18 protein-coding genes and 1 riboswitch are annotated in these 17,863 nt (G+C 71.2%); of the genes, 13 read left to right on the top strand and 5 right to left on the bottom strand.

The genetic code is table 11. The features are described from left to right. Positions 1-78: 78 nt before the first annotated feature. The 3 genes from OH768_RS08460 (at position 79) to OH768_RS08450 (ending at position 4,512) form a co-directional block, all read left to right on the top strand. Complete coding sequence (locus OH768_RS08460) at positions 79-2,151, top strand: alpha-galactosidase (protein ID WP_406451624.1); 2,073 nt, start codon at positions 79-81, stop codon at positions 2,149-2,151. 301 nt (positions 2,152-2,452) lie between these two features. Further along, positions 2,453-2,615: riboswitch (cyclic di-AMP (ydaO/yuaA leader) on the top strand. A 4-nt stretch (positions 2,616-2,619) separates the two neighbouring features. Next, a complete protein-coding gene (locus OH768_RS08455; RefSeq protein ID WP_406451622.1) occupies positions 2,620-3,537 on the top strand; it encodes a peptidoglycan DD-metalloendopeptidase family protein in 918 nt (305 codons plus the stop codon). Positions 3,538-3,726: 189 nt separating this feature from the next. Beyond that, positions 3,727-4,512 (top strand): SGNH/GDSL hydrolase family protein, encoded by a 786-nt coding sequence (locus tag OH768_RS08450; protein WP_406465189.1) that lies wholly within the window; start codon positions 3,727-3,729, stop codon positions 4,510-4,512. 102 nt (positions 4,513-4,614) lie between these two features. On the opposite strand, the gene OH768_RS08445 is transcribed toward OH768_RS08450, so the two are convergent. After that, entirely contained in the window at positions 4,615-5,229 is a 615-nt protein-coding gene (locus tag OH768_RS08445; protein ID WP_406451620.1) for a TetR/AcrR family transcriptional regulator, read from the bottom strand. 44 nt (positions 5,230-5,273) lie between these two features. Continuing rightward, positions 5,274-6,452, bottom strand: a complete 1,179-nt coding sequence (locus tag OH768_RS08440; RefSeq protein ID WP_406451618.1) for a Glu/Leu/Phe/Val dehydrogenase dimerization domain-containing protein — start codon at positions 6,450-6,452, stop codon at positions 5,274-5,276. A gap of 255 nt (positions 6,453-6,707) precedes the next feature. Between OH768_RS08440 and OH768_RS08435 the strand changes: the two genes are divergently transcribed. Further along, entirely contained in the window at positions 6,708-7,916 is a 1,209-nt protein-coding gene (locus OH768_RS08435) for an MBL fold metallo-hydrolase (protein ID WP_406451616.1), read from the top strand. A 72-nt stretch (positions 7,917-7,988) separates the two neighbouring features. On the opposite strand, the gene OH768_RS08430 is transcribed toward OH768_RS08435, so the two are convergent. After that, entirely contained in the window at positions 7,989-8,393 is a 405-nt protein-coding gene (locus OH768_RS08430) for a hypothetical protein (RefSeq protein ID WP_406451614.1), read from the bottom strand. 530 nt (positions 8,394-8,923) lie between these two features. Between OH768_RS08430 and OH768_RS08425 the strand changes: the two genes are divergently transcribed. The 6 genes from OH768_RS08425 to OH768_RS08400 all read left to right on the top strand — a co-directional run bounded on the left by OH768_RS08425 (position 8,924) and on the right by OH768_RS08400 (position 13,773). Beyond that, on the top strand, positions 8,924-11,032 hold the full coding sequence (locus OH768_RS08425; protein ID WP_406451612.1) for an ATP-binding protein: 2,109 nt from the start codon (positions 8,924-8,926) through the stop codon (positions 11,030-11,032). Between the two features lie 59 nt (positions 11,033-11,091). Beyond that, positions 11,092-11,526, top strand: a complete 435-nt coding sequence (locus OH768_RS08420; protein WP_406451610.1) for a roadblock/LC7 domain-containing protein — start codon at positions 11,092-11,094, stop codon at positions 11,524-11,526. A 2-nt stretch (positions 11,527-11,528) separates the two neighbouring features. After that, on the top strand, positions 11,529-11,900 hold the full coding sequence (locus tag OH768_RS08415) for a DUF742 domain-containing protein (RefSeq protein ID WP_019062160.1): 372 nt from the start codon (positions 11,529-11,531) through the stop codon (positions 11,898-11,900). Further along, complete coding sequence (locus OH768_RS08410) at positions 11,878-12,495, top strand: ATP/GTP-binding protein (protein ID WP_355920057.1); 618 nt, start codon at positions 11,878-11,880, stop codon at positions 12,493-12,495. The genes OH768_RS08415 and OH768_RS08410 overlap by 23 nt, the downstream gene beginning before the upstream one ends. Positions 12,496-12,556: 61 nt before the next feature. Continuing rightward, complete coding sequence (locus tag OH768_RS08405; protein WP_406451608.1) at positions 12,557-13,132, top strand: GAF domain-containing protein; 576 nt, start codon at positions 12,557-12,559, stop codon at positions 13,130-13,132. A gap of 23 nt (positions 13,133-13,155) precedes the next feature. Beyond that, positions 13,156-13,773: a TetR/AcrR family transcriptional regulator gene (locus OH768_RS08400; protein WP_406451606.1), complete on the top strand. Its 618-nt coding sequence runs from the start codon at positions 13,156-13,158 to the stop codon at positions 13,771-13,773. Here the strand turns inward: OH768_RS08400 and OH768_RS08395 are convergent, their stop codons facing one another. Together OH768_RS08395 and OH768_RS08390 are read right to left on the bottom strand one after the other, a co-directional pair. Next, a complete protein-coding gene (locus OH768_RS08395; protein ID WP_406451604.1) occupies positions 13,774-15,084 on the bottom strand; it encodes a YbfB/YjiJ family MFS transporter in 1,311 nt (436 codons plus the stop codon). A 30-nt stretch (positions 15,085-15,114) separates the two neighbouring features. Further along, entirely contained in the window at positions 15,115-15,408 is a 294-nt protein-coding gene (locus OH768_RS08390) for a muconolactone Delta-isomerase family protein (RefSeq protein WP_406465188.1), read from the bottom strand. A 138-nt stretch (positions 15,409-15,546) separates the two neighbouring features. Between OH768_RS08390 and OH768_RS08385 the strand changes: the two genes are divergently transcribed. The 3 genes from OH768_RS08385 (at position 15,547) to OH768_RS08375 (ending at position 17,746) form a co-directional block, all read left to right on the top strand. Then, on the top strand, positions 15,547-16,467 hold the full coding sequence (locus OH768_RS08385; protein ID WP_406451602.1) for a LysR family transcriptional regulator: 921 nt from the start codon (positions 15,547-15,549) through the stop codon (positions 16,465-16,467). Between the two features lie 175 nt (positions 16,468-16,642). Continuing rightward, positions 16,643-17,356 carry an SDR family NAD(P)-dependent oxidoreductase gene (locus OH768_RS08380; RefSeq protein WP_406451600.1) on the top strand — a complete coding sequence of 238 codons (714 nt, stop codon included), beginning with the start codon at positions 16,643-16,645 and terminating at the stop codon, positions 17,354-17,356. A gap of 15 nt (positions 17,357-17,371) precedes the next feature. Then, positions 17,372-17,746, top strand: coding sequence for a YybH family protein (locus tag OH768_RS08375; RefSeq protein WP_406451598.1), 375 nt, complete (start codon positions 17,372-17,374; stop codon positions 17,744-17,746). Positions 17,747-17,863: the final 117 nt, after the last annotated feature.

Below are 17,863 nucleotides of genomic sequence, written 5' to 3'. Positions count from 1 at the left end.
CAGGCGTTGCCCCGCAGGTCCCGCACCATTGATGATGTTGGCGCTTGAGTGGACTTGTTCGAATCTGTGAGGGACTTGATGCTGGAGACCGCCGAGAACGGCCGTACGTGGGTGCTGTCCGGACCCACGAGCAGTTACGCCGTCCATCTCACCGAGCGCGACGAACTGCTCCATCTCCACTGGGGTCCCCGTATCGCGCTCGCCGACGCCGAGGAACTCGCCGCCCGTCCGCTCCCCGCCGGCTCCTCCTTCGAGTCCCCGCTCGACGGACGCGAGGAGTACCCGGTCGAGGGCGGCCCCCGCTTCGTCCGGCCCGCCCTGTCGGTGCGCACGCCGGAGCGGCGCGGCACCGAGTGGACCTTCGACCGCTACGAAACGGACGGCGACGAGCTGCGGCTCCGCTTCCGCGACGCGGGACTGGCGATCACCCTGCACTACCGGACGCGCGGCGACGTCGTGGAGCGCTGGACGGTCCTCGACAACGACGGGTCCGAGCCGCTGGAGCTGCTGCGCGCCGACTCCGCCACCTGGACGCTGCCCGACCGGGAGGAGTGGCAGCTGTCGCACGTGCACGGACGCTGGGCCGCCGAGTCACGGCTGGTGCGCTCCCCCCTCACCTACGGTGAGAAGGTCATCGGCAGCCGCCGCGGCCACACCGGACACCAGTACCTCCCCTGGGTCGCGCTCGACACCGACGCGACCGAGGAACGCGGTGAGGTCTACGGCTGCGCCCTCGGCTGGTCGGGGTCCTGGCGGATCGCCGTGGCCCAACTCCCGGACGCGCGCGTGCAGATCACCGGCGGCGTCGGGTACGACGAGTCCGGGCTGCTGAGCCTCGCGGCCGGGGAGTCCTTCACGACACCCCTCTTCGCGGCCCTGTGGAGCGACGCCGGCTTCGGCGGCGCCAGCCGCACCTGGCACGACTACCAGCGGACGTACGTCATCCCGGACGCCGACCGGGACCGGCCGGTGCTCTACAACTCCTGGGAGGCCACGCAGTTCGACATCTCCGAGGAGCAGCAGGAGGTGCTCGCGCAGCGTGCGGCGGCGGCCGGCGTCGAGCTGTTCGTGGTCGACGACGGCTGGTTCGGCGCCCGCACCAGCGACCGTGCCGGACTCGGCGACTGGACCCCCAACCCGGACCGCTTCCCCGCCGGCCTCAAGCCGCTCGCCGACCGCGTCCACTCACTGGGCATGCAGTTCGGCATCTGGGTCGAGCCCGAGATGATCAACCCGGACAGCGACCTCTACCGCGCCCACCCGGACTGGGTGCAGTACCAGGAGGGGCGAAAGCGGACGGAGTTCCGCAATCAGCTCGTCCTCAACCTCGCCCGCGAGGACGTCCAGGAGTATCTCTGGGAGCAGCTCGACGGCCTCCTCTCCAGCGCCCCCATCGACTATGTGAAGTGGGACTTCAACCGCTGCTTCACCGACGCGGGCTGGCCCGGCGACGCCTATCCGCAGCGCCTCTGGGTCGACCATGTGCGCGCGTTGTACGCCCTGTTGGACCGGCTGCGGGAGGCCCACCCCGGTGTGGCCTTCGAGTCCTGCTCGGGCGGCGGCGGCCGGATCGACCTCGGCATCCTCAGCCGTACGGACCAGGTGTGGACCTCGGACAACACCGACCCGCTCGACCGGCTCGCCATCCAGCACGGCTTCAGCCAGATCCACCCCGCGCGCGTGATGGCCGCCTGGGTCACCGACAGCCCGAACACCCAGCTCAACGACCGGGTCAGCAGCCTGCGCTTCCGGTTCGTGAGTGCCATGGCCGGGGTGCTCGGCGTGGGCGGCGACCTCTCGGAGTGGACCGAGGAGGAACTAGCCGAGGCCCGCGAGTGGATCGGCCTCTACAAGGAGATCCGGCCGCTCGTGCAGCACGGCGACCTCCACCGGCTGCGCCCGCCGACCGGCGGACTGAGCGCCGTGCAGTACACGCGCGGCGACGAGAGCGTCGTCCTCGCCCTGCTCCAGGCGCAGCACTACGGCGAGCCGGTACCGGCGCTCCGGCTGCGCGGACTCGACCCGGCGGCGTCGTACGAATGCCTCGAAACGGGCGAAGTCCACCGAGGCGCTGTCCTGTTGCACCACGGGCTGCGGACCGGGCTGCGGGGTGACCTCGATGCGACGGTTCTCCGGCTGCGTCGCATCTGAGCCTTCTGTCCGAATTGCAGCCTTCGTTACAACTCGCTCTGGAATAAGGGAAGCTGAGGGGTTGTACGTGAGCAGCGTCATATCCGTGACCGTACGTCGCTCGTCATGTTCACGTAATTGACATGCTTTTCCAGGGGAATTGAGGGCGAAGTCGGGTGGGAATTCACGCAGGGTGACTGTGAATTCCCACAGGAGATCACAAGAAACACAAAACCGTGGAACCTCCTGCTTGTCCCTTTGCGTCTTCCTCGCTTACGTTCGCCACCAATCCGGACGGACGCCCAATCCTGCCGCCGACCGGACTCCGCACACACCCACCCGTATGCGGCAGGAGCGGGGGACCCACAGGTAGGACGCCTGTTCCGGTCTCCGGAACGGGCTTGGGGTAAAGCCGCGCCCAGCGCGCGGCCGGGCATCTCCAGCCCGCACCCGACAGCTCACCCCGCAGGCGCCGGAGAGGAATTCGTCATGCCCGCGAAGGGTAAGCACCGCCGTCCCAAGTCCCAGCGCCTCACCCGCTCGATAGCCCTAGCCGGAACCGGCGGTGCCGCGCTCGCCCTTCCGCTCATGGGGGCCACCGGCGCCCATGCGGCCACTTCGACTTCCGCTCCGGAAAAGGCCGTTCAATCGGTTCCGGCAACTGAGAAGACGGTGACGCAGAAGGCGGCGACCGCCAAGACCGAAGGCGTCAAGACGTATTCGGTGAAGGCGGGCGACTGGCTCGCGAAGATCGCCGAGGACCAGGACGTCACCGGCGGTTGGAAGAAGATCTACCAGGACAACCGCGAGGCCATCGGCGCCGACCCCTCGCTGATCCACCCGGGCCTCAAGCTCTCCCTCGGCAAGAAGGCCACGACGAGCACGAGCACGGACACCGGGGCGAGCACGGCCAAGTCGTCCGGCACTTCGTCCACTTCGTCCTCCTCTTCGAAGAAGACGACCGCCACCCAGAGCGCCGACACCACCAGCACCTCCAGCGGCTACACCCTCCCCGTGACCGGCGGCACCATCGGTACCGGCTACCACGTCGCGGGCAGCATGTGGTCCAGCGGCTATCACACGGGCGTCGACTTCGTCGTCCCGACCGGCACCACCGTCAAGGCGGTCGCCGCAGGTACGGTCGTCTCGGCGGCCTACGACGGCGCCTACGGCAACGAGGTCGTCATCCGGCATGCGGACGGCGAGTACTCGCAGTACGCCCACATGTCGCAGCTGTCCGTCTCGGCCGGCCAGACCGTGACCGAGGGTCAGCAGATCGGCCTTTCCGGCGCGACCGGCAATGTGACCGGCCCGCACCTGCACTTCGAGATCCGGACCACTCCGTACTACGGCTCGGACGTGGACCCGGTCGCCTACCTCCGCTCGCACGGCGTCACCGTCGGCTGACATCAGGGCCCGGTGCAGGGCAGTTCCCGGGGTCAACGCCCCTGACCAGGGGCTTATTCCGACTTTGGACAACCCTTTACAAGTGGCTTATCTCACCGTCCGTCAACCCCATATTACGATCGCGTAGGTCACACACCAGGGTGAACTATGGTTGCCGTGGCTAACGATTCGAAGAGTGGCAACAGATCAGTGATCGGGTCGTACGTGGCGGTGGGGGACAGCTTCACCGAGGGCGTCGGCGACCCCGGGCCCGACGGGGCGATGGTCGGCTGGGCCGACCGGTTCGCGGTACTGCTCGCGGACCGGCGGCCCGAGGGCGACTTCGAGTACACCAACCTCGCCGTGCGCGGGAAACTGCTCGACCAGATCGTGGCCGACCAGCTCACCCGGGCCAAGGAGATCGGCCCCGACCTGGTCTCCTTCTGCGCGGGCGGCAACGACATCATCCGTCCCGGCACCGACCCCGACGAGGTGGCCGAGCGCTTCGAACGCGCGGTCGCCGACCTCACCTCCGCCGTCGGCACCGTCCTGGTGACGACCGGCTTCGACACCCGTGGTGTGCCGGTGCTCAAGCATCTGCGCGGCAAGATCGCCACCTACAACGGGCATGTGCGTGCCATCGCCGACCGCTACGGCTGCCCGGTGCTCGACCTGTGGTCTCTGAAGACGGTCCAGGACCGCCGGGCCTGGGACGGCGACCGGCTCCACCTCTCTCCCGAGGGCCACACGCGCGTGGCGCTCCGCGCCGGTCAGGTCCTCGGCGTCGAGGTCCCGGCCGACCCGGACCAGCCCTGGCCGCCGCTTCCGCCGCGCGGCACGCTCGACATCCGCCGCGACGACGTGCACTGGGCGCGCGAGTACCTGGTGCCGTGGATCGGACGCCGACTGCGCGGCGAGTCCTCGGGCGACCACGTGGAGGCCAAGGGCGCGCTGTCGCCCGACGACATCAAGATGCGGATCGAGTCGGTCGCTTGACGGAACGACGGGAGCGACGCGCCGAGGAGGACGTGCCCGGGGTGTGAGAGCGACCGCGGGCCGTTCCCCGATGCCGGAGAACTCCGTCCGGTACCGCCCGTTTCAGGGAGCGGTCAACGCCGCCCGCTCCAGGCCGAGTTCCCGCGCGAGCGCCTCGTCGACCCACTCCAGGGCCCGCGTCCGCGACACCGCGCCCGCGTACGCCGTCATCTGTACGGCCAGACCGTCCAGGAGAGCCGTGAGGCGCAGGGCCGCGGCGTTCGGGTCCGCGCAGTGGAACTCGCCCGCGATCACCCCCTCGGCGACGACCTCCGCGAGCGCCTGCTTCCACTGCCGGTCGAGATCGCGCGTGACCTCCAGCAGGGCGGGTTCGCGCAGCGCCGCCGCCCAGCCCTCGATCCACAGCCGCCACCCCTTGGCCTGCCCGGTCGGCGCGTACCAGCGCACCGCCGCACGCAGCCGGCGCAGCGCGGTCGTCCGCCGGCCGAGCAGCTTGCGCAGATGCGCGAGATCGTCCTCGGCGGCATGAGCGAACGCGGCGGCGACCAGCTTCTCCTTGGTCGAGAAGTGATAGAGCACCAGCGCGTTGCTCACCCCGAGCGCCGAGGCCACATCGGCGATCCTGACCGCCGCCACACCCCGCGCCTCGATCTGCTCGACCGCGGCCCGCAGCAACTCCGCACGCCGCTCCGCCACACCCAACCGCACTCTCGCCACCCGGCCACCTTATTCCGTGGCCCGCGAAGCTGTTGCCCCGTGCCTCACCGGTACCAGCCGAACCGCTCCGCGATGACCGGCAGCCGGTCGGCGACGATGGCGTGCGCGGCGGCGCGCGGTGTCGTGCCGTCGGCCTCCGCGCGGGCCAGCATCAGCTCGATCAGGGCGCGCATCGAACGCCGGGTGTGGGCGAACGCCTCGTCCGCGTCCGCACCGATGTCGCCGAACAGGGTCCACCACCACCAGGCGTTCGTCCCGGAGTTCACGACCACGTCCGGCAGTACGACGACCCCGCGCGCGGAGAGCAGTTCCTCCGCCTCCGGCAGTACCGGCATGTTGGCCGCCTCGACGATCCAGCGAGCGGTGACCGCCCCCTGGTTCACGGTGTCGACCGCGTACGACACCGCCGCCGGAACCAGCACCTCCGCCTCGACGGACAGCCAGTCCCCGCCCGGGAGTTCGCGGTCGCCGGAGCGCAGCACGGACCGGTCCACGGTGCCGTACGCGTCCCGCGCCGCGAGCAGCGCGTCCACGTCGAGTCCGGCCGGGTTGGCGATCGTCCCCTTGACGTCGGCGACGGCCACCACCGTCAGCCCCGCGCGCGTGAGGAACCGTGCCGTGGCCCCGCCCATGGTGCCCAGACCCTGCACGGCGACCCGCGTCCCCGCGTACGGCACGCCCGCCCGGTCCAGCGCCGCGAGCGCCGACTCGGCGACCCCGCAGCCGCCGACCAGCTCGTCGAGACCGATGCCGTCCACCTCGACCGCGAACGCGTCCGCGAGCCGCCGCCGCGCCGCGGCCTCGTCGTCGAGCAGCGGATACACGGCCTGGATCGACGACACGAGCCCCGCCTCCGCGGCGGCCCGGTCCACCAGGTCCTGGCTGAGCCCGAGGTCCTCACCCGTCGTCCAGAAACTCTCGACGTACGGCCGCATGGCCCGCAGATACCGCACGAGGAGGCCGTACGACACCGGGTCCTGGGGGTCGCAGTCGATGCCGCCCTTGGCGCCGCCCAGCGGGATGTAACGGCCCGCCGGGTCGTAGTGCAGCGCCTCCTTCATGGTCATGCCGCGGGCGAGCCCCGCCACCTCGTCGAGGGTGCAGCCCGGCCGCATCCGCAGCCCGCCGCTGGACACCCCGCGCACCAGCCGGTCGACGACCAGGAAGCCCTGGCGTCCGGTGACGTGGTCGGTCCAGGTGAGCGACATCAAGGGGGCGGTCATACGGACTCCTCGCGGCGTCGGCCGGCAGGACGAGTGCTGAAGCGTGTACCGGGCGGCTGGTACTGAACGGCGAGTCAGTATCGGAAGTGGGGCCGTGTCCTGTCAACGGAAGATCGAATTCCACCCCGCGGCGTCGACCCCGGGACCGGAACTTTGGTCTTTCCTTGGAATGACGGCCCCGCGAAGCCGATGCACCGGCGTTGTCACAGGGGTCGACCATAATGGAAAGCCTGACCGACTCCACCTGGAGGCACCGTGACCGGAATCCGTACCCTGAGCTCCGGGCTCCGCGCGCTGCAGCCCGCGGCCTTCGGCGCGGACCCGAGCGGCGAGCGCCTGGCGCGCATCCGCAGATCGCCCCACTTCAAGAACGGGGTCTTCCAGAACCCCGGGGGCAACACGAACGTCCGCCCGTCCGGCGGCACGATGCGCGAGATGGGCAAGGCCTACCTGGACAAGGAGGCGCGGGTCCGCCGTGCCCCCGACGGCACGCTGCCCGTGCACGCCACCACCCTCGCCGACCTGGCCAGGCCGGCCGCCACCGGGCTGCGCCTGACGTGGATGGGCCACTCCAGCGTGCTGGCGGAGATCGACGGCCACCGGGTCCTCTTCGACCCGGTCTGGGGCGAGCGCTGCTCCCCGTTCCCGTTCGCCGGCCCCAAGCGGCTGCACCCGGTGCCCCTGCCGCTGGCCGCCCTCGGTCCCGTCGACGTCGTGGTCATCTCGCACGACCACTACGACCACCTGGACATGCCCTCGATCAAGGCGCTGGCCGACACGGACACCCTGTTCGCCGTGCCGCTGGGCGTCGGTGCCCACCTGGAGCACTGGGGTGTCTCCCCGGACCGGCTGCGCGAGCTGGACTGGAACGAGGAGACCAGGGTCGGCGGCCTCACCCTGACCGCGACCCCGGCCCGCCACTTCTGCGGCCGGGGCCTGCGCAACACCCAGCACACGCTCTGGGCCTCCTGGGTCGTCGCCGGTGACGAGCACCGGATCTACCACAGCGGTGACACCGGTTACTTCGAGGGCTTCAAGGACATCGGCGCGGCGCACGGCCCGTTCGACGCCACGATGATCCAGATCGGCGCCTACAGCGAGTTCTGGCCCGACATCCACATGACGCCCGAGGAGGGCATGCGCGCCCACCTCGACCTCCAGGGCGGGCAGGCGCACGGAGTGCTGCTGCCCATCCACTGGGGCACGTTCAACCTGGCGCTGCACGCGTGGGCCGAGCCCGGCGAGTGGACCGCGGACGCGGCCGAAGCGGCGGGCCAGGCGGTGGCCACCCCGAGGCCGGGCGAGCCCTTCGAGCCGGGCGCCGAGCTGACGACGGACCGTTGGTGGCTGCCTCACGGGGGTACGCTCGCGCGTCCCTGGCGGGGTGCGGAGCCGGTGGGGCTGGAGTCGGGGCCGAAGCCGGCGGCGACTCCGGCGGAACTCGACCTGGCCAACGAGCGCTGACACGGGCGACAGTCCCCTCGACGGCGTCGACGGCGTCGACGGCCGGGTTCGCCGCGTCGTCGAAGGGACGTCTCACCGCAGGGCACGGAGCCGCCGTACTCCCGCCCAGGTCCCCGTCGTGAGGGCGAGCGCCAGCAGGGGGAGTCCCATGAAGATCACGGGGTTCACCCAGTCCGGCACCAACTCGGTGCCCACGCCGTCCGACGTGACGCACTGCGAACTGACCGGCAACGTCATCCGCGTCACGACGTGATCGCCCTGCACACCCTTCGCCGCACACATCTGGTCCGGGTCCAGGATGTAGAACCCCGACATGGCGCCCCATGTGTACGCGCCGAGCGCCGCCGAGCCGGCCATCACCGCCACCAGCACACAGGTCTCGACGCTCGGCAGGTGCCACCACCCGCTCCCCGGCTGCCGATGGCAGGCCCGCCAGGCGAGCGCCACGGCGGCGGCCACGAACACGAACGGTGTCACGAACGGCGAGAGAACCAGGATCAGAAACAGAAGAGACGCCACTCCTGTCCGGACAACGCCTGGACAGGATCGGTTCCGCACGCTCAGCGGACGCCCTCCGGCGGACACTGCCTGTGACGTGCCGGGGCCGCGGCAGGGGCCGGGACGGATCCCCTGAAATCGCTCCGCCGACCCGGCCGCCGGGCCCGGCGCGGGCGAACGGCGGAGCCGGGCGGCATCGAACTCCCCGACCCCCAGCGCCCGTTCGTGACCGGTTCCGATCAGGGGCGATCGATCCTTTGTCCTTCTTCGGCATACGGCCGCCAGAGTTATCGGTCTGTCGTGCGAAGCCTCATACCAGAGCGGGACGCTCCCCGGGGGACTTTGTCAACTGCCCACCGCACCTGATGCGTTGACGACTACTGTGAGTGTCCGCCGGGCGACGCAGGGCCGATTTTTTCGGCTCTCCCGACCGGCACCGCGATGGCGTATGCCCGAATCGCGCACCCCGCGCGAGCAAACAGGTCCGACGCACCAGTACGAGGACGCAGATGTCTCAACTCCGTGCACCGGCCGCACGCGCAGACCGCCGTGAGGGCGGCCGGCACGGGCGACCGGCCGCCCGCCCCGTGCCCGCACTGCCCGAGACGCACATACGATCCCAACTCCTGCGTCTCGCCGTGCTGCCGCCCGTCGCGGTCGCGCTGAGCGCCGGCGCGGCCGTCCTGTTCACCGTCCGCTCCACCGGAGCACGAACCGGCCTCACCCTCTGGGGTGTCCTCGCCGGAGCCACGGCCGTGACCTGCGCGGGCATCCTGATCGCCGCCGTGGCCGCGGGCCGCGCGGCCGGTTCCGTCAGCGACCGCGTCGGCGCCCTGCGCCGCGACAGCGCGCGCGGCGAGGCCGATCTGCGCGAGCTGGTCGAGGCGCTGCGCCGCGGCGAGGGCCCGCCCCAGCGCAAGCCGCGCGGCCGGCCGCCGGGGGACACCGACGAGTTCGACCTGCTCGCCGCCGACCTGGCACGCGCCCACGACGGCGCCGTCACCGCCGTCGTGTCCGCCTCCCAGCTCTCCAGCCAGGCCGGCAGCGAACAGAAGGTCGAGGTCTTCGTCAACCTCGCCCGGCGCCTTCAGTCCCTCGTGCACCGGGAGATCTCCATCCTCGACGAGCTGGAGAACGAGATCGAGGACCCCGATCTGCTCAAGGGCCTCTTCCACGTCGACCACCTCGCCACCCGCATCCGCCGCCACGCCGAGAACCTCGCCGTCCTCGGCGGCGCGGTCTCCCGCAGACAGTGGAGCAACCCGGTCTCCATGACCGAGGTGCTGCGCTCCGCCATCGCCGAGGTCGAGCAGTACTCCCGCGTCAAACTCGTGCCGCCCATCGACGGCACCCTGCGCGGCCACGCCGTCGCCGACGTGATCCACCTGCTGGCCGAACTCGTCGAGAACGCCACGGTGTTCTCCGCCCCGCACACCCAGGTCCTGCTCCGAGCCAACCTCGTGACCTCGGGACTGGCCGTCGAGGTCGAGGACCGCGGACTCGGCATGCCCGTCGGCGAACAGAGCCGGATGAACGCCCTGCTCACCGACCCCGACCAGGTCAACGTCGCCAGCCTGCTGGCCGACGGCCGCATCGGCCTGTTCGTGGTCTCCCAACTCGCCCGCCGCCACGGCATCCACGTCCGCCTTCAGAGCAACATCTACGGCGGCGTACAGGCCGTACTCGTCGTGCCGCAGGCCTTGTTGGGTACGGCGCCGGGCGCCCCCGGAGCCGTAGGGCAGCCGGAGGACACCATGGGCGGGGGGCGCCCGCTCCTGCCTCCGCAGGGCGGGACGGGCGGGGTTTCGGGTGGGGCCGAGGGCGGTCAGCGGGCCGTCGGCGGGCGGGGTGCGCCCGCGGCGACGCCTGCCGCGCCGGGGCGGCCCCAGCGTGAGGCCGGGGCACCGGGACGGCATCAACGACGGGACACCGCACCGCCCGTCGCGCCCGCGCCGAACGGCAGCGGACCGGTGCCGCTGCCCGTGCGTGGCGCCCACGTGGAGCGGGCCAATCCGGCGGAGGCCGTACCCGGCATCCGGCCCGACGACCGGCACATCGTGGCGACGAACGCGACCACGCCGCCCGTCCCGCGAGGCGGCGCGGTACGCGGCACCATGGGCAAGCCGCCCCAACTGCCCCGCCGCCGCGCCCAAGAGCACATCGCACCCCAACTCCGCGGCGGCCCCGCACCCCGCCAGGACTCCGAGCACGCCGCCGCCCACGACCCGGGCCTGATGGCGGCCTTCCAACGCGGGATCGGCCTGGCGGAGGCACAACAGCACATGGAGGCGGAGGAGTTGGTGGAGGGGACCGACATGGCGTCACCACATGTGGATGTACCGCACGTGGAGGAGACGCTCATTGACGGGCCGCACATGGAGTCGGCCCACATGGAGACAGAGCACACGGACTTCCCGCGCTCGACCGAAGTGCACACAGGCGGGGTCTACATGACCACGCCCCCCATGGGCTCGGACCACACCCCCGCAGCCCACACAGAAATGCCACCCCTCACCCTCGCCCCCCACATGGACGCGGCACCCATACCCGAAGCACACGCGCATGCACCCGGTCATGACCTCACCGCCCGGCACGACGGGAGCGCATCAGCCGGATGACCACGCACGCCCCCACCCGCGCTCCCGCAGACCTTCGTACCCCAAGGAGTCGATCCACCATGGCGAGCGACGCGCCGACCGGCCATGTATCCGATCTCGACTGGCTGATGAGCGGCCTCGTGCAGCGCGTACCGCACACCACCAGCGCGGTACTGCTCTCCTGCGACGGCCTCGTGAAGTCGGTCCACGGCCTCGACCCCGACAGCGCCGACCACATGGCGGCTCTGGCCTCCGGCCTGTACTCCCTCGGCCGGAGCGCGGGCGTCCGCTTCGGTGACGGCGGGGACGTCCGACAGGTCGTCGTCGAACTCGACGCGACGCTGCTCTTCGTCACCACCGCCGGCTCCGGCACCTGTCTCGCCGTGCTGGCAGGCCGCGAGGCCGACGCGGCCGTGCTGGGCTACGAGATGGCGATGCTGGTCAAGAGCGTCCGCCCCTACCTCGTCACCGCGCCCCGCCAGCACGCCGTCGAATCCCCTGCGATGAGGCCTTGAGCGTGGCGACGGCCGGCGACGGGCCCTGGCTGGACGACGCGGCCGGACGTCTTGTGCGCCCCTTCACGGTCAGCAACGGCCGTACCCGGCCGTCCGTCGCGCTCGACCTCCTGTCGCAGGTGATGGCCACCGGCGCCACCCCCCTCGGCTATCTCGGCCCCGAGCACGCGCAGGCGCTCGACCTGTGCCGCGCGCCCGTCTCGGTCGCCGAGGTCGCCGCCCACCTGAAGCTGCCGGCGGTGGTCACCAAGGTGCTGCTGTCGGACCTGGTCGACTGCGGGGCCCTGACCACCAAGCCGCCCGAGTTCCACCACAACCCCACTGACCGGTCTCTTCTGGAGGCAGTGCTCGATGGACTACGACGACAGCTCTGACTACGAGAGCGGCCACGATCCCTTCCCCACCGCACTGAAGATCCTGGTGGCGGGCGGCTTCGGCGTCGGCAAGACGACCTTCGTCGGCGCGGTGAGCGAGATCGCGCCGCTCAGTACGGAGGAGCTGCTCACCACGGTCAGTGCCGCGACCGACGATCTCGAAGGCATCGAGAACAAGGTCGAGACGACCGTGGCGATGGACTTCGGCCGGATCACCCTCGACCCGGAACACGTGCTCTATCTGTTCGGCACGCCCGGACAGGAGCGGTTCTGGTTCATGTGGGACGAGCTGTCCGAGGGCGCGCTCGGCGCGGTCATCCTCGCCGACACCCGGCGCCTGGAGGAGTGCTTCGCCGCCGTCGACTTCTTCGAGCAGCGCGGCCTCGGATTCATCGTCGCGATCAACGAGTTCGACGGCTCCTACCGCTACGACCCCGAGGAGGTGCGGGCCGCCATAGATCTCGACCCCGGGATCCCGGTCGTGCGCTGCGACGCGCGGATCTCCAGTTCCGGGGTGCAGACCCTGCTGACCCTCGTACGCCATCTCATCGAGCACGCCCCGGCGCACGCGCCGAGCCATGGTGCCCACATGTGATCCCCGCACACCCTTCACGGAGTTCCTCTATGCCATACGTCCACAGGGACGGAGTACGCCCATGAGCTACGACCCGCCGCGTCCGGCCGGTCGTCTGCTGCTCACGCCCGAGGACAAGGAGGCACCCCAACGGATGCGACGGCTGCGGGGGCTGGGTCTGGGGGAGCACCCGGACCCGGCGCTGGACGCCTTCGCGGACCGGCTCGCCGAGTTGACCGGAGCTCCGTACGCCATGGTCAACTTCATTGACGAGAACCGGCAGTTCTTCGCCGGTCTGCACACTCCGGGCGGTGCGGGGCTGCTCCGGGCCGTCACGGGAGGGGAGCACGCCAAGCCCGAGGTGGGCCGGCAGTTGGCGCGTGAATACGGGTTCTGCCCCCATGTGGTGGTCAGACGTAAAGCGCTGGTTCTTGAGGATGTCTGCGACTATCCGCGGTTCGCGGGGAATCCGGTCGTCGACGAGTTCGGCATCCGTTCCTATCTGGGGGCACCGCTCATCGACTCCACGGGGATGGTGCTGGGCACCGTGTGTGTCGTCGACACGGAGCCGCGGCCGTGGGGAAAGCCGGGGCTGGAGACGATCAAGTCGACCGCGGCGGAGCTGGTGGCCCGGCTGGAGCACCTCGGTGGCCCATAGCCGACCGGTCGTATAGTTGCCGTATGGGTAGGACCAGTGATGCCGGAGAGAAGATCCTCGCCGCCGGGCGGTCGCTCTTCGAGGCGCGCGGCTACTCGGCGCTCGGAGTGGCTGAGATCTGCCGGGCGGCCGGGGTGCCGAAGGGCAGCTTCTACTACTTCTACGAGTCGAAGGAGGCCCTCGCCCTGGCCGTCGTCGACGAGCACTGGGCGGACCAGCGGCGGGAGTGGACGCGCGTCCTGAGCCCCGCCGGCGGGGACGCCGAACCGCTGGAGCGGCTGCGGCGGCTGTTCGAGGAGACGGAGGGCGGTCTGCGCGCCGGACAGCAGGGCTGCGGGACCGTACTGGGCTGCCTGTTCGGCAATCTCAGCCTGGAGATGAGCAACCAGACCGAGGCTGTCCGCACCCGGCTCCAGGAGATCTTCGACGCCCAGGTCGAGATGGTCGACGCGGTCGTCACGGAGGCCCGCGACCGCGGGGACGTCACCGTCACCGACACCCGGGAGGCGGCGCGGTCCGTCGTCGCGCAGTTGGAGGGTCAGGTCATGTTCGCCAAGCTCTACAACAACACCGGGCGGCTGAGCCCCCTTTGGGCCAACTGCCTCGCCCTGCTCGGCGCCCGGGCCGCCCACTCCGTCTGATCAGCGGCCGGCGTCCGTGGGCGCGGTCCGCCGCGCCTGCTCCGGCACGGAGTGTCGTACCGCCACCGCATGGTGCGGGAAGCCGGCCCGCAGGACGGCGGCGGCGACGGCCGCGGCGAGGACCACCAGGGCGGCCGGCAGCAGTGCCGGGCGGTAGCCGTGGCGCAGCAGCGGGGCGACGGTGAGCGGGCCGAGGATCTGGCCGACGGAGTATCCGGCGGTCAGCAGCGCCACCGAGCGCGGGAAGCGCAACTGGGTCCCGGTGGCCAGTGCGAGGGTGCTGACACCGATGAAGGTCGCGCCGAACAACAGCGCCGAGACCAGGGCCGCGGCCACCCCGCCGACCAGCGCGGGCAGCGCGACGCCGACCGCCTGGATCACCAGCGCCACCAGCAGCAGTCCGGGCCGCGACCAGCGGCGGCCGAGCCGGGCCCAGAGCGCGGAGGACGGTACGGCGGCCAGCCCGACGAGCACCCACGCGCCGCCGCCGATCCAGCCGGGGGAGCCCTGCGCGATCGCGGCGACCAGGAAGGTCCCGGCGACGATGTAGCCGACGCCCTCCAGGGTGTAGCTGACGAACAGGGCGGCGAAGCGGCGGTCGACCGTCGGCGTAGCGGCTTCCGACATGTGCGGCGACGACATGCGCTCGGTCGACACGTGCGCGGTCGACATGTGCCCCGACGGCATGTGGTTGGCCGACACGGGCGCGGCCAACACCTCCGGCCGTAGATTCCACGAGGCCGCCGCCAGGACGACGGCGAGCGCGGCCGATGCCCACCACGCGGTCCGCCAGTCCGCGACCGGGCGCAGGGCGAGGACCAGGAGGCCGGAGAGCGCGATGCCTGCGCCGACGCCGCCGAAGCCCCAGCCGGGCAGGTGCGGCGGGTGGTCCCGGAGGTGGCCGAGGAGCGAGTTGACCGCGACGACGAAGATCAGCGCGCTCGCCGCGCCCGCCGGCAGCCGCAGCGTGAGCCACAGCTCGGTGCTGTGCGTGGCGGGCATCGCCGCGAGTGTGCTGATCAGCAGGACGAGCGCGCCACGCAGGGCCGCGCGGGAGCGGGCCAGGGCGGGGGAGAGGGTGCCCGCGAGCGCGCCGACGAGGTAGCCGACGTAGTTGGCGGTGGCCAGGTGGGCGCCGGCGCCGGTGGACAGCCCGGCCTGGGCGTGCATCAGCGGGAGGATCGGGGTGTAGACGAAGCGGCCGACCCCCATGCCCGCCGCCAGCGCCGCGGCGACCCGGGCGACATGCGCCCAGGGCGACAGGAGGGGGCCGTCCGCCCGGGCCGAGGGGACCGGAGCGCCGGGGCTCATGACGGACAAATCCATTGCAGGCAGGGCGAGTTACTCCGCATGGCCGGGGTCGTTGGGGTGCCGCTCCAGCGGAGTGACGGCGAAGGTCATCCACGGGGCGAGAGGCAGCGTGCCGAGCACCTTCTCGTGGAGCTGGTCCTCGTCGTCCGCGAGCCAGATGCCGATGCTGCGCCGTTCGCCGACCGGGCGCCACAGCCGTCCCAGGTGACCGGTGGCGGCCAGCTCGCGGGAGCGGACGGCCTCGGCGGCGCGGCGCCGGTCGACCTCGTCCTTGCCGGTGCCCTCGGGGACGGTGGTGGTGATCTCGACCAGGAACTCTCGCATGACCTCGCTCCGTTCGGGCCCGCCCGGCGGGGCGACGGGGTGCCGGGTCTCCAGGCCCTCATGGTGGCCCGGGACCGGCGTGGGCGCCACGACAGGATTGCTCCCTGCTGAGAGTTCCGGCCTCCCAGCCCGCGTAGCATGACGGGCGTGGAGCTGCGCCAACTGAGGTACTTCGTCGCCGTCGCCGAGGAGCTGAACTTCGGCCGGGCCGCCGACCGCCTCCTGATCGCAGGACCCTCCCTCTCCCAGCAGATCAAGGCCCTCGAACGCGATCTGGGCGTACGGCTCTTCGACCGCGACCGCCGCTCGGTCTCCCTCACCCCCGCCGGTGCCGCCCTGCTCCCGCACACCCGCGCCCTGCTGGAGCGCGCCGACGACCTCCGGCGCCGGGCCGGCCGGCTGGCGGGCTCGGAGGCGGTCCGGCTCGGCTACGTCAACTGGCTCCCCGCGGACCTGACCGCGCGCACCGCCGGTGTGGCCCAGGTACATGTGGACGCCTGGATCGCGCCCTCGCACACGCAGGCCGCCCGGGTCGCGGACGGCAGCCTGGACCTCGCGGTGTGCTGGGTACGGGACGAGGACCTGAAACGGCACGGCCTGCGGGCCCGGCTGCTCGGCGCCGACCGGCTGTACGCGGTGGCCACGGGCACCGACACCGGTGACGTGTGCGCCCGGGACACCTCCGTCCTCCTCGACGACGACACCCAGTCCTGGTCGTCCTGGAACGTCTACGCCGAGCAGCTGGCCCACGACACCGGGGCGCACGCGGCGCCGATCTCCGACGGCGGGATCACCGGTCCCGCCTTCTTCGACCACGTCCGCCGCAGCCGTCGCCCGGTCGTCAACTCGCCCAAGGGACAGACCACTCCGCTGCCGCCCGACCTCGTACGACGAGAGGTCGTCGAACCGTCGGTCCACTGGACCTGGTCGCTGGTGTGGCGCGAGGGCGAGACGCGTGCCGCCGTCCTCGCCGCCGTGGACGCGCTGTGCGAGGGCGTCGGCGATCTCGGGCTGCGCGCCCCGGACGCCTGGCTGCCCGCGGGCGACCCGCACCGCTGACGTGGACTGGGAGGCCAGGCCTCCCAGCAGCGAGGATTCCGGTCCTGGGCAAAGCCTCTCTGACCTTTGCTTTCATTGCATGAGGTCACTTACCTTCTCGAATAGGCGACCGGTCGGCTAGCGGCTCGACCGGAAGCACCAAGGCAAGCACCAGCACTTCGGAGAAGGTCGTCCCATGAGCACTCGGAACCAGAAGGTCGCGATCGTCACCGGCGCCTCGCAGGGCATCGGAGCGGGCGTCGTCGACGCCTACCGCAAGCTCGGCCACGCCGTCGTCGCCACCTCGCGCACCATCGCCCCCGCCGACGACGCGGACATCCTGACCGTCCAGGGCGACATCGCCGACCCGGCCACCGCCGAGCGGGTCGTGGCCGCCGCGATCGAGCGGTTCGGCCGTATCGACACGGTGGTCAACAACGCGGGCGTCTTCGTCGCCAAGCCCTTCACGGACTACACGGCCGACGACTACGCGAGCGTGCTCGGCATCAACCTGGCCGGGTTCTTCCGGCTCACCCAGCTGGCCGTTCCGCACCTGCTCACCCAGGGCGGCGGCCACATCGTCAGCGTCACCACCAGCCTGGTCGACAACGCGGACGCCCGTGTCCCCTCCGTCCTGGCCTCGCTGACCAAGGGCGGAATCCAGTCCGCCACCAAGTCCCTCGCCATCGAGTACGCCACCCGGGGCATCCGCGTCAACGCCGTGTCGCCGGGCACCATCAAGACTCCGATGCACGCGGAGGAGACCCACGACTTCCTCTCCGCCCTGCACCCGGTCGGCCGGATGGGTGAGGTGAGCGACATCGTCGACGCCGTGCTCTTCTTGGAGAACGCTCCCTTCGTCACCGGCGAGATCCTCCATGTCGACGGCGGCATGAGCGCCGGTCACTGAGAAAGGTCGACGGAGATGAACAGCGGCAACGACGACGAACTCGTCCTGCGCGGTGTCCTGGACCCCTGGAAAGCGGCCGTAGACGCCCACGAGCCGAAGCAGGTGGCCCGGCTCTTCACCGAGGACGCGATCTTTCAGGGTCTGCACCCCTACGGCGTCGGCCGGGCGGGTGTCGCCGAGTACTACGCCTCCCAGCCCCTCGGTATGAAGGCGGCTTACGAGGTCCTGGAGACCCGCCGATACGCCGACGATCTCGTACTCGGTTACCTGGACGCGGAGTTCACGTTCACCGACCGGCCGCCGGTCGACGTCAAGCTCGCCGTCCTGGTGCGGCGGCTGGGGGAGGGCTGGTACATCGCCCATTACCAGGTCTCGCGGCTGGCCGAGTGACAGGTGTGAAGGAAAGCTGCGACACCGCTTAAGAAAACCTCGATGGACCCGGGCGTTCCGGTAGGGCAGATTGCTAGCACAATCCACCCCCCACCCGGAACGGGCACGCTTGCCGTG

It is taken from the genome of Streptomyces sp. NBC_01622 (genome assembly GCF_045209635.1).
Taxonomy (GTDB): Bacteria; Actinomycetota; Actinomycetes; order Streptomycetales; family Streptomycetaceae; genus Streptomyces.
Note: the sequence above shows the minus strand (reverse complement) of the source record. Positions and strands in the feature narration are given on the sequence as shown.

Coding starts and splice junctions, on each gene's coding strand:
- OH768_RS08380 (WP_406451600.1), top strand. CDS start 16,643: ATGAGCACTCGGAACCAGAAGGTCGCGATCGTCACCGGCGCCTCGCAG.
- OH768_RS08425 (WP_406451612.1), top strand. CDS start 8,924: ATGTCTCAACTCCGTGCACCGGCCGCACGCGCAGACCGCCGTGAGGGC.
- OH768_RS08385 (WP_406451602.1), top strand. CDS start 15,547: ATGACGGGCGTGGAGCTGCGCCAACTGAGGTACTTCGTCGCCGTCGCC.
- OH768_RS08400 (WP_406451606.1), top strand. CDS start 13,156: ATGGGTAGGACCAGTGATGCCGGAGAGAAGATCCTCGCCGCCGGGCGG.
- OH768_RS08405 (WP_406451608.1), top strand. CDS start 12,557: ATGAGCTACGACCCGCCGCGTCCGGCCGGTCGTCTGCTGCTCACGCCC.
- OH768_RS08460 (WP_406451624.1), top strand. CDS start 79: ATGCTGGAGACCGCCGAGAACGGCCGTACGTGGGTGCTGTCCGGACCC.
- OH768_RS08420 (WP_406451610.1), top strand. CDS start 11,092: ATGGCGAGCGACGCGCCGACCGGCCATGTATCCGATCTCGACTGGCTG.
- OH768_RS08395 (WP_406451604.1), bottom strand. CDS start 15,084: ATGAGCCCCGGCGCTCCGGTCCCCTCGGCCCGGGCGGACGGCCCCCTC.
- OH768_RS08390 (WP_406465188.1), bottom strand. CDS start 15,408: ATGCGAGAGTTCCTGGTCGAGATCACCACCACCGTCCCCGAGGGCACC.
- OH768_RS08455 (WP_406451622.1), top strand. CDS start 2,620: ATGCCCGCGAAGGGTAAGCACCGCCGTCCCAAGTCCCAGCGCCTCACC.
- OH768_RS08375 (WP_406451598.1), top strand. CDS start 17,372: ATGAACAGCGGCAACGACGACGAACTCGTCCTGCGCGGTGTCCTGGAC.
- OH768_RS08440 (WP_406451618.1), bottom strand. CDS start 6,452: ATGACCGCCCCCTTGATGTCGCTCACCTGGACCGACCACGTCACCGGA.
- OH768_RS08410 (WP_355920057.1), top strand. CDS start 11,878: ATGGACTACGACGACAGCTCTGACTACGAGAGCGGCCACGATCCCTTC.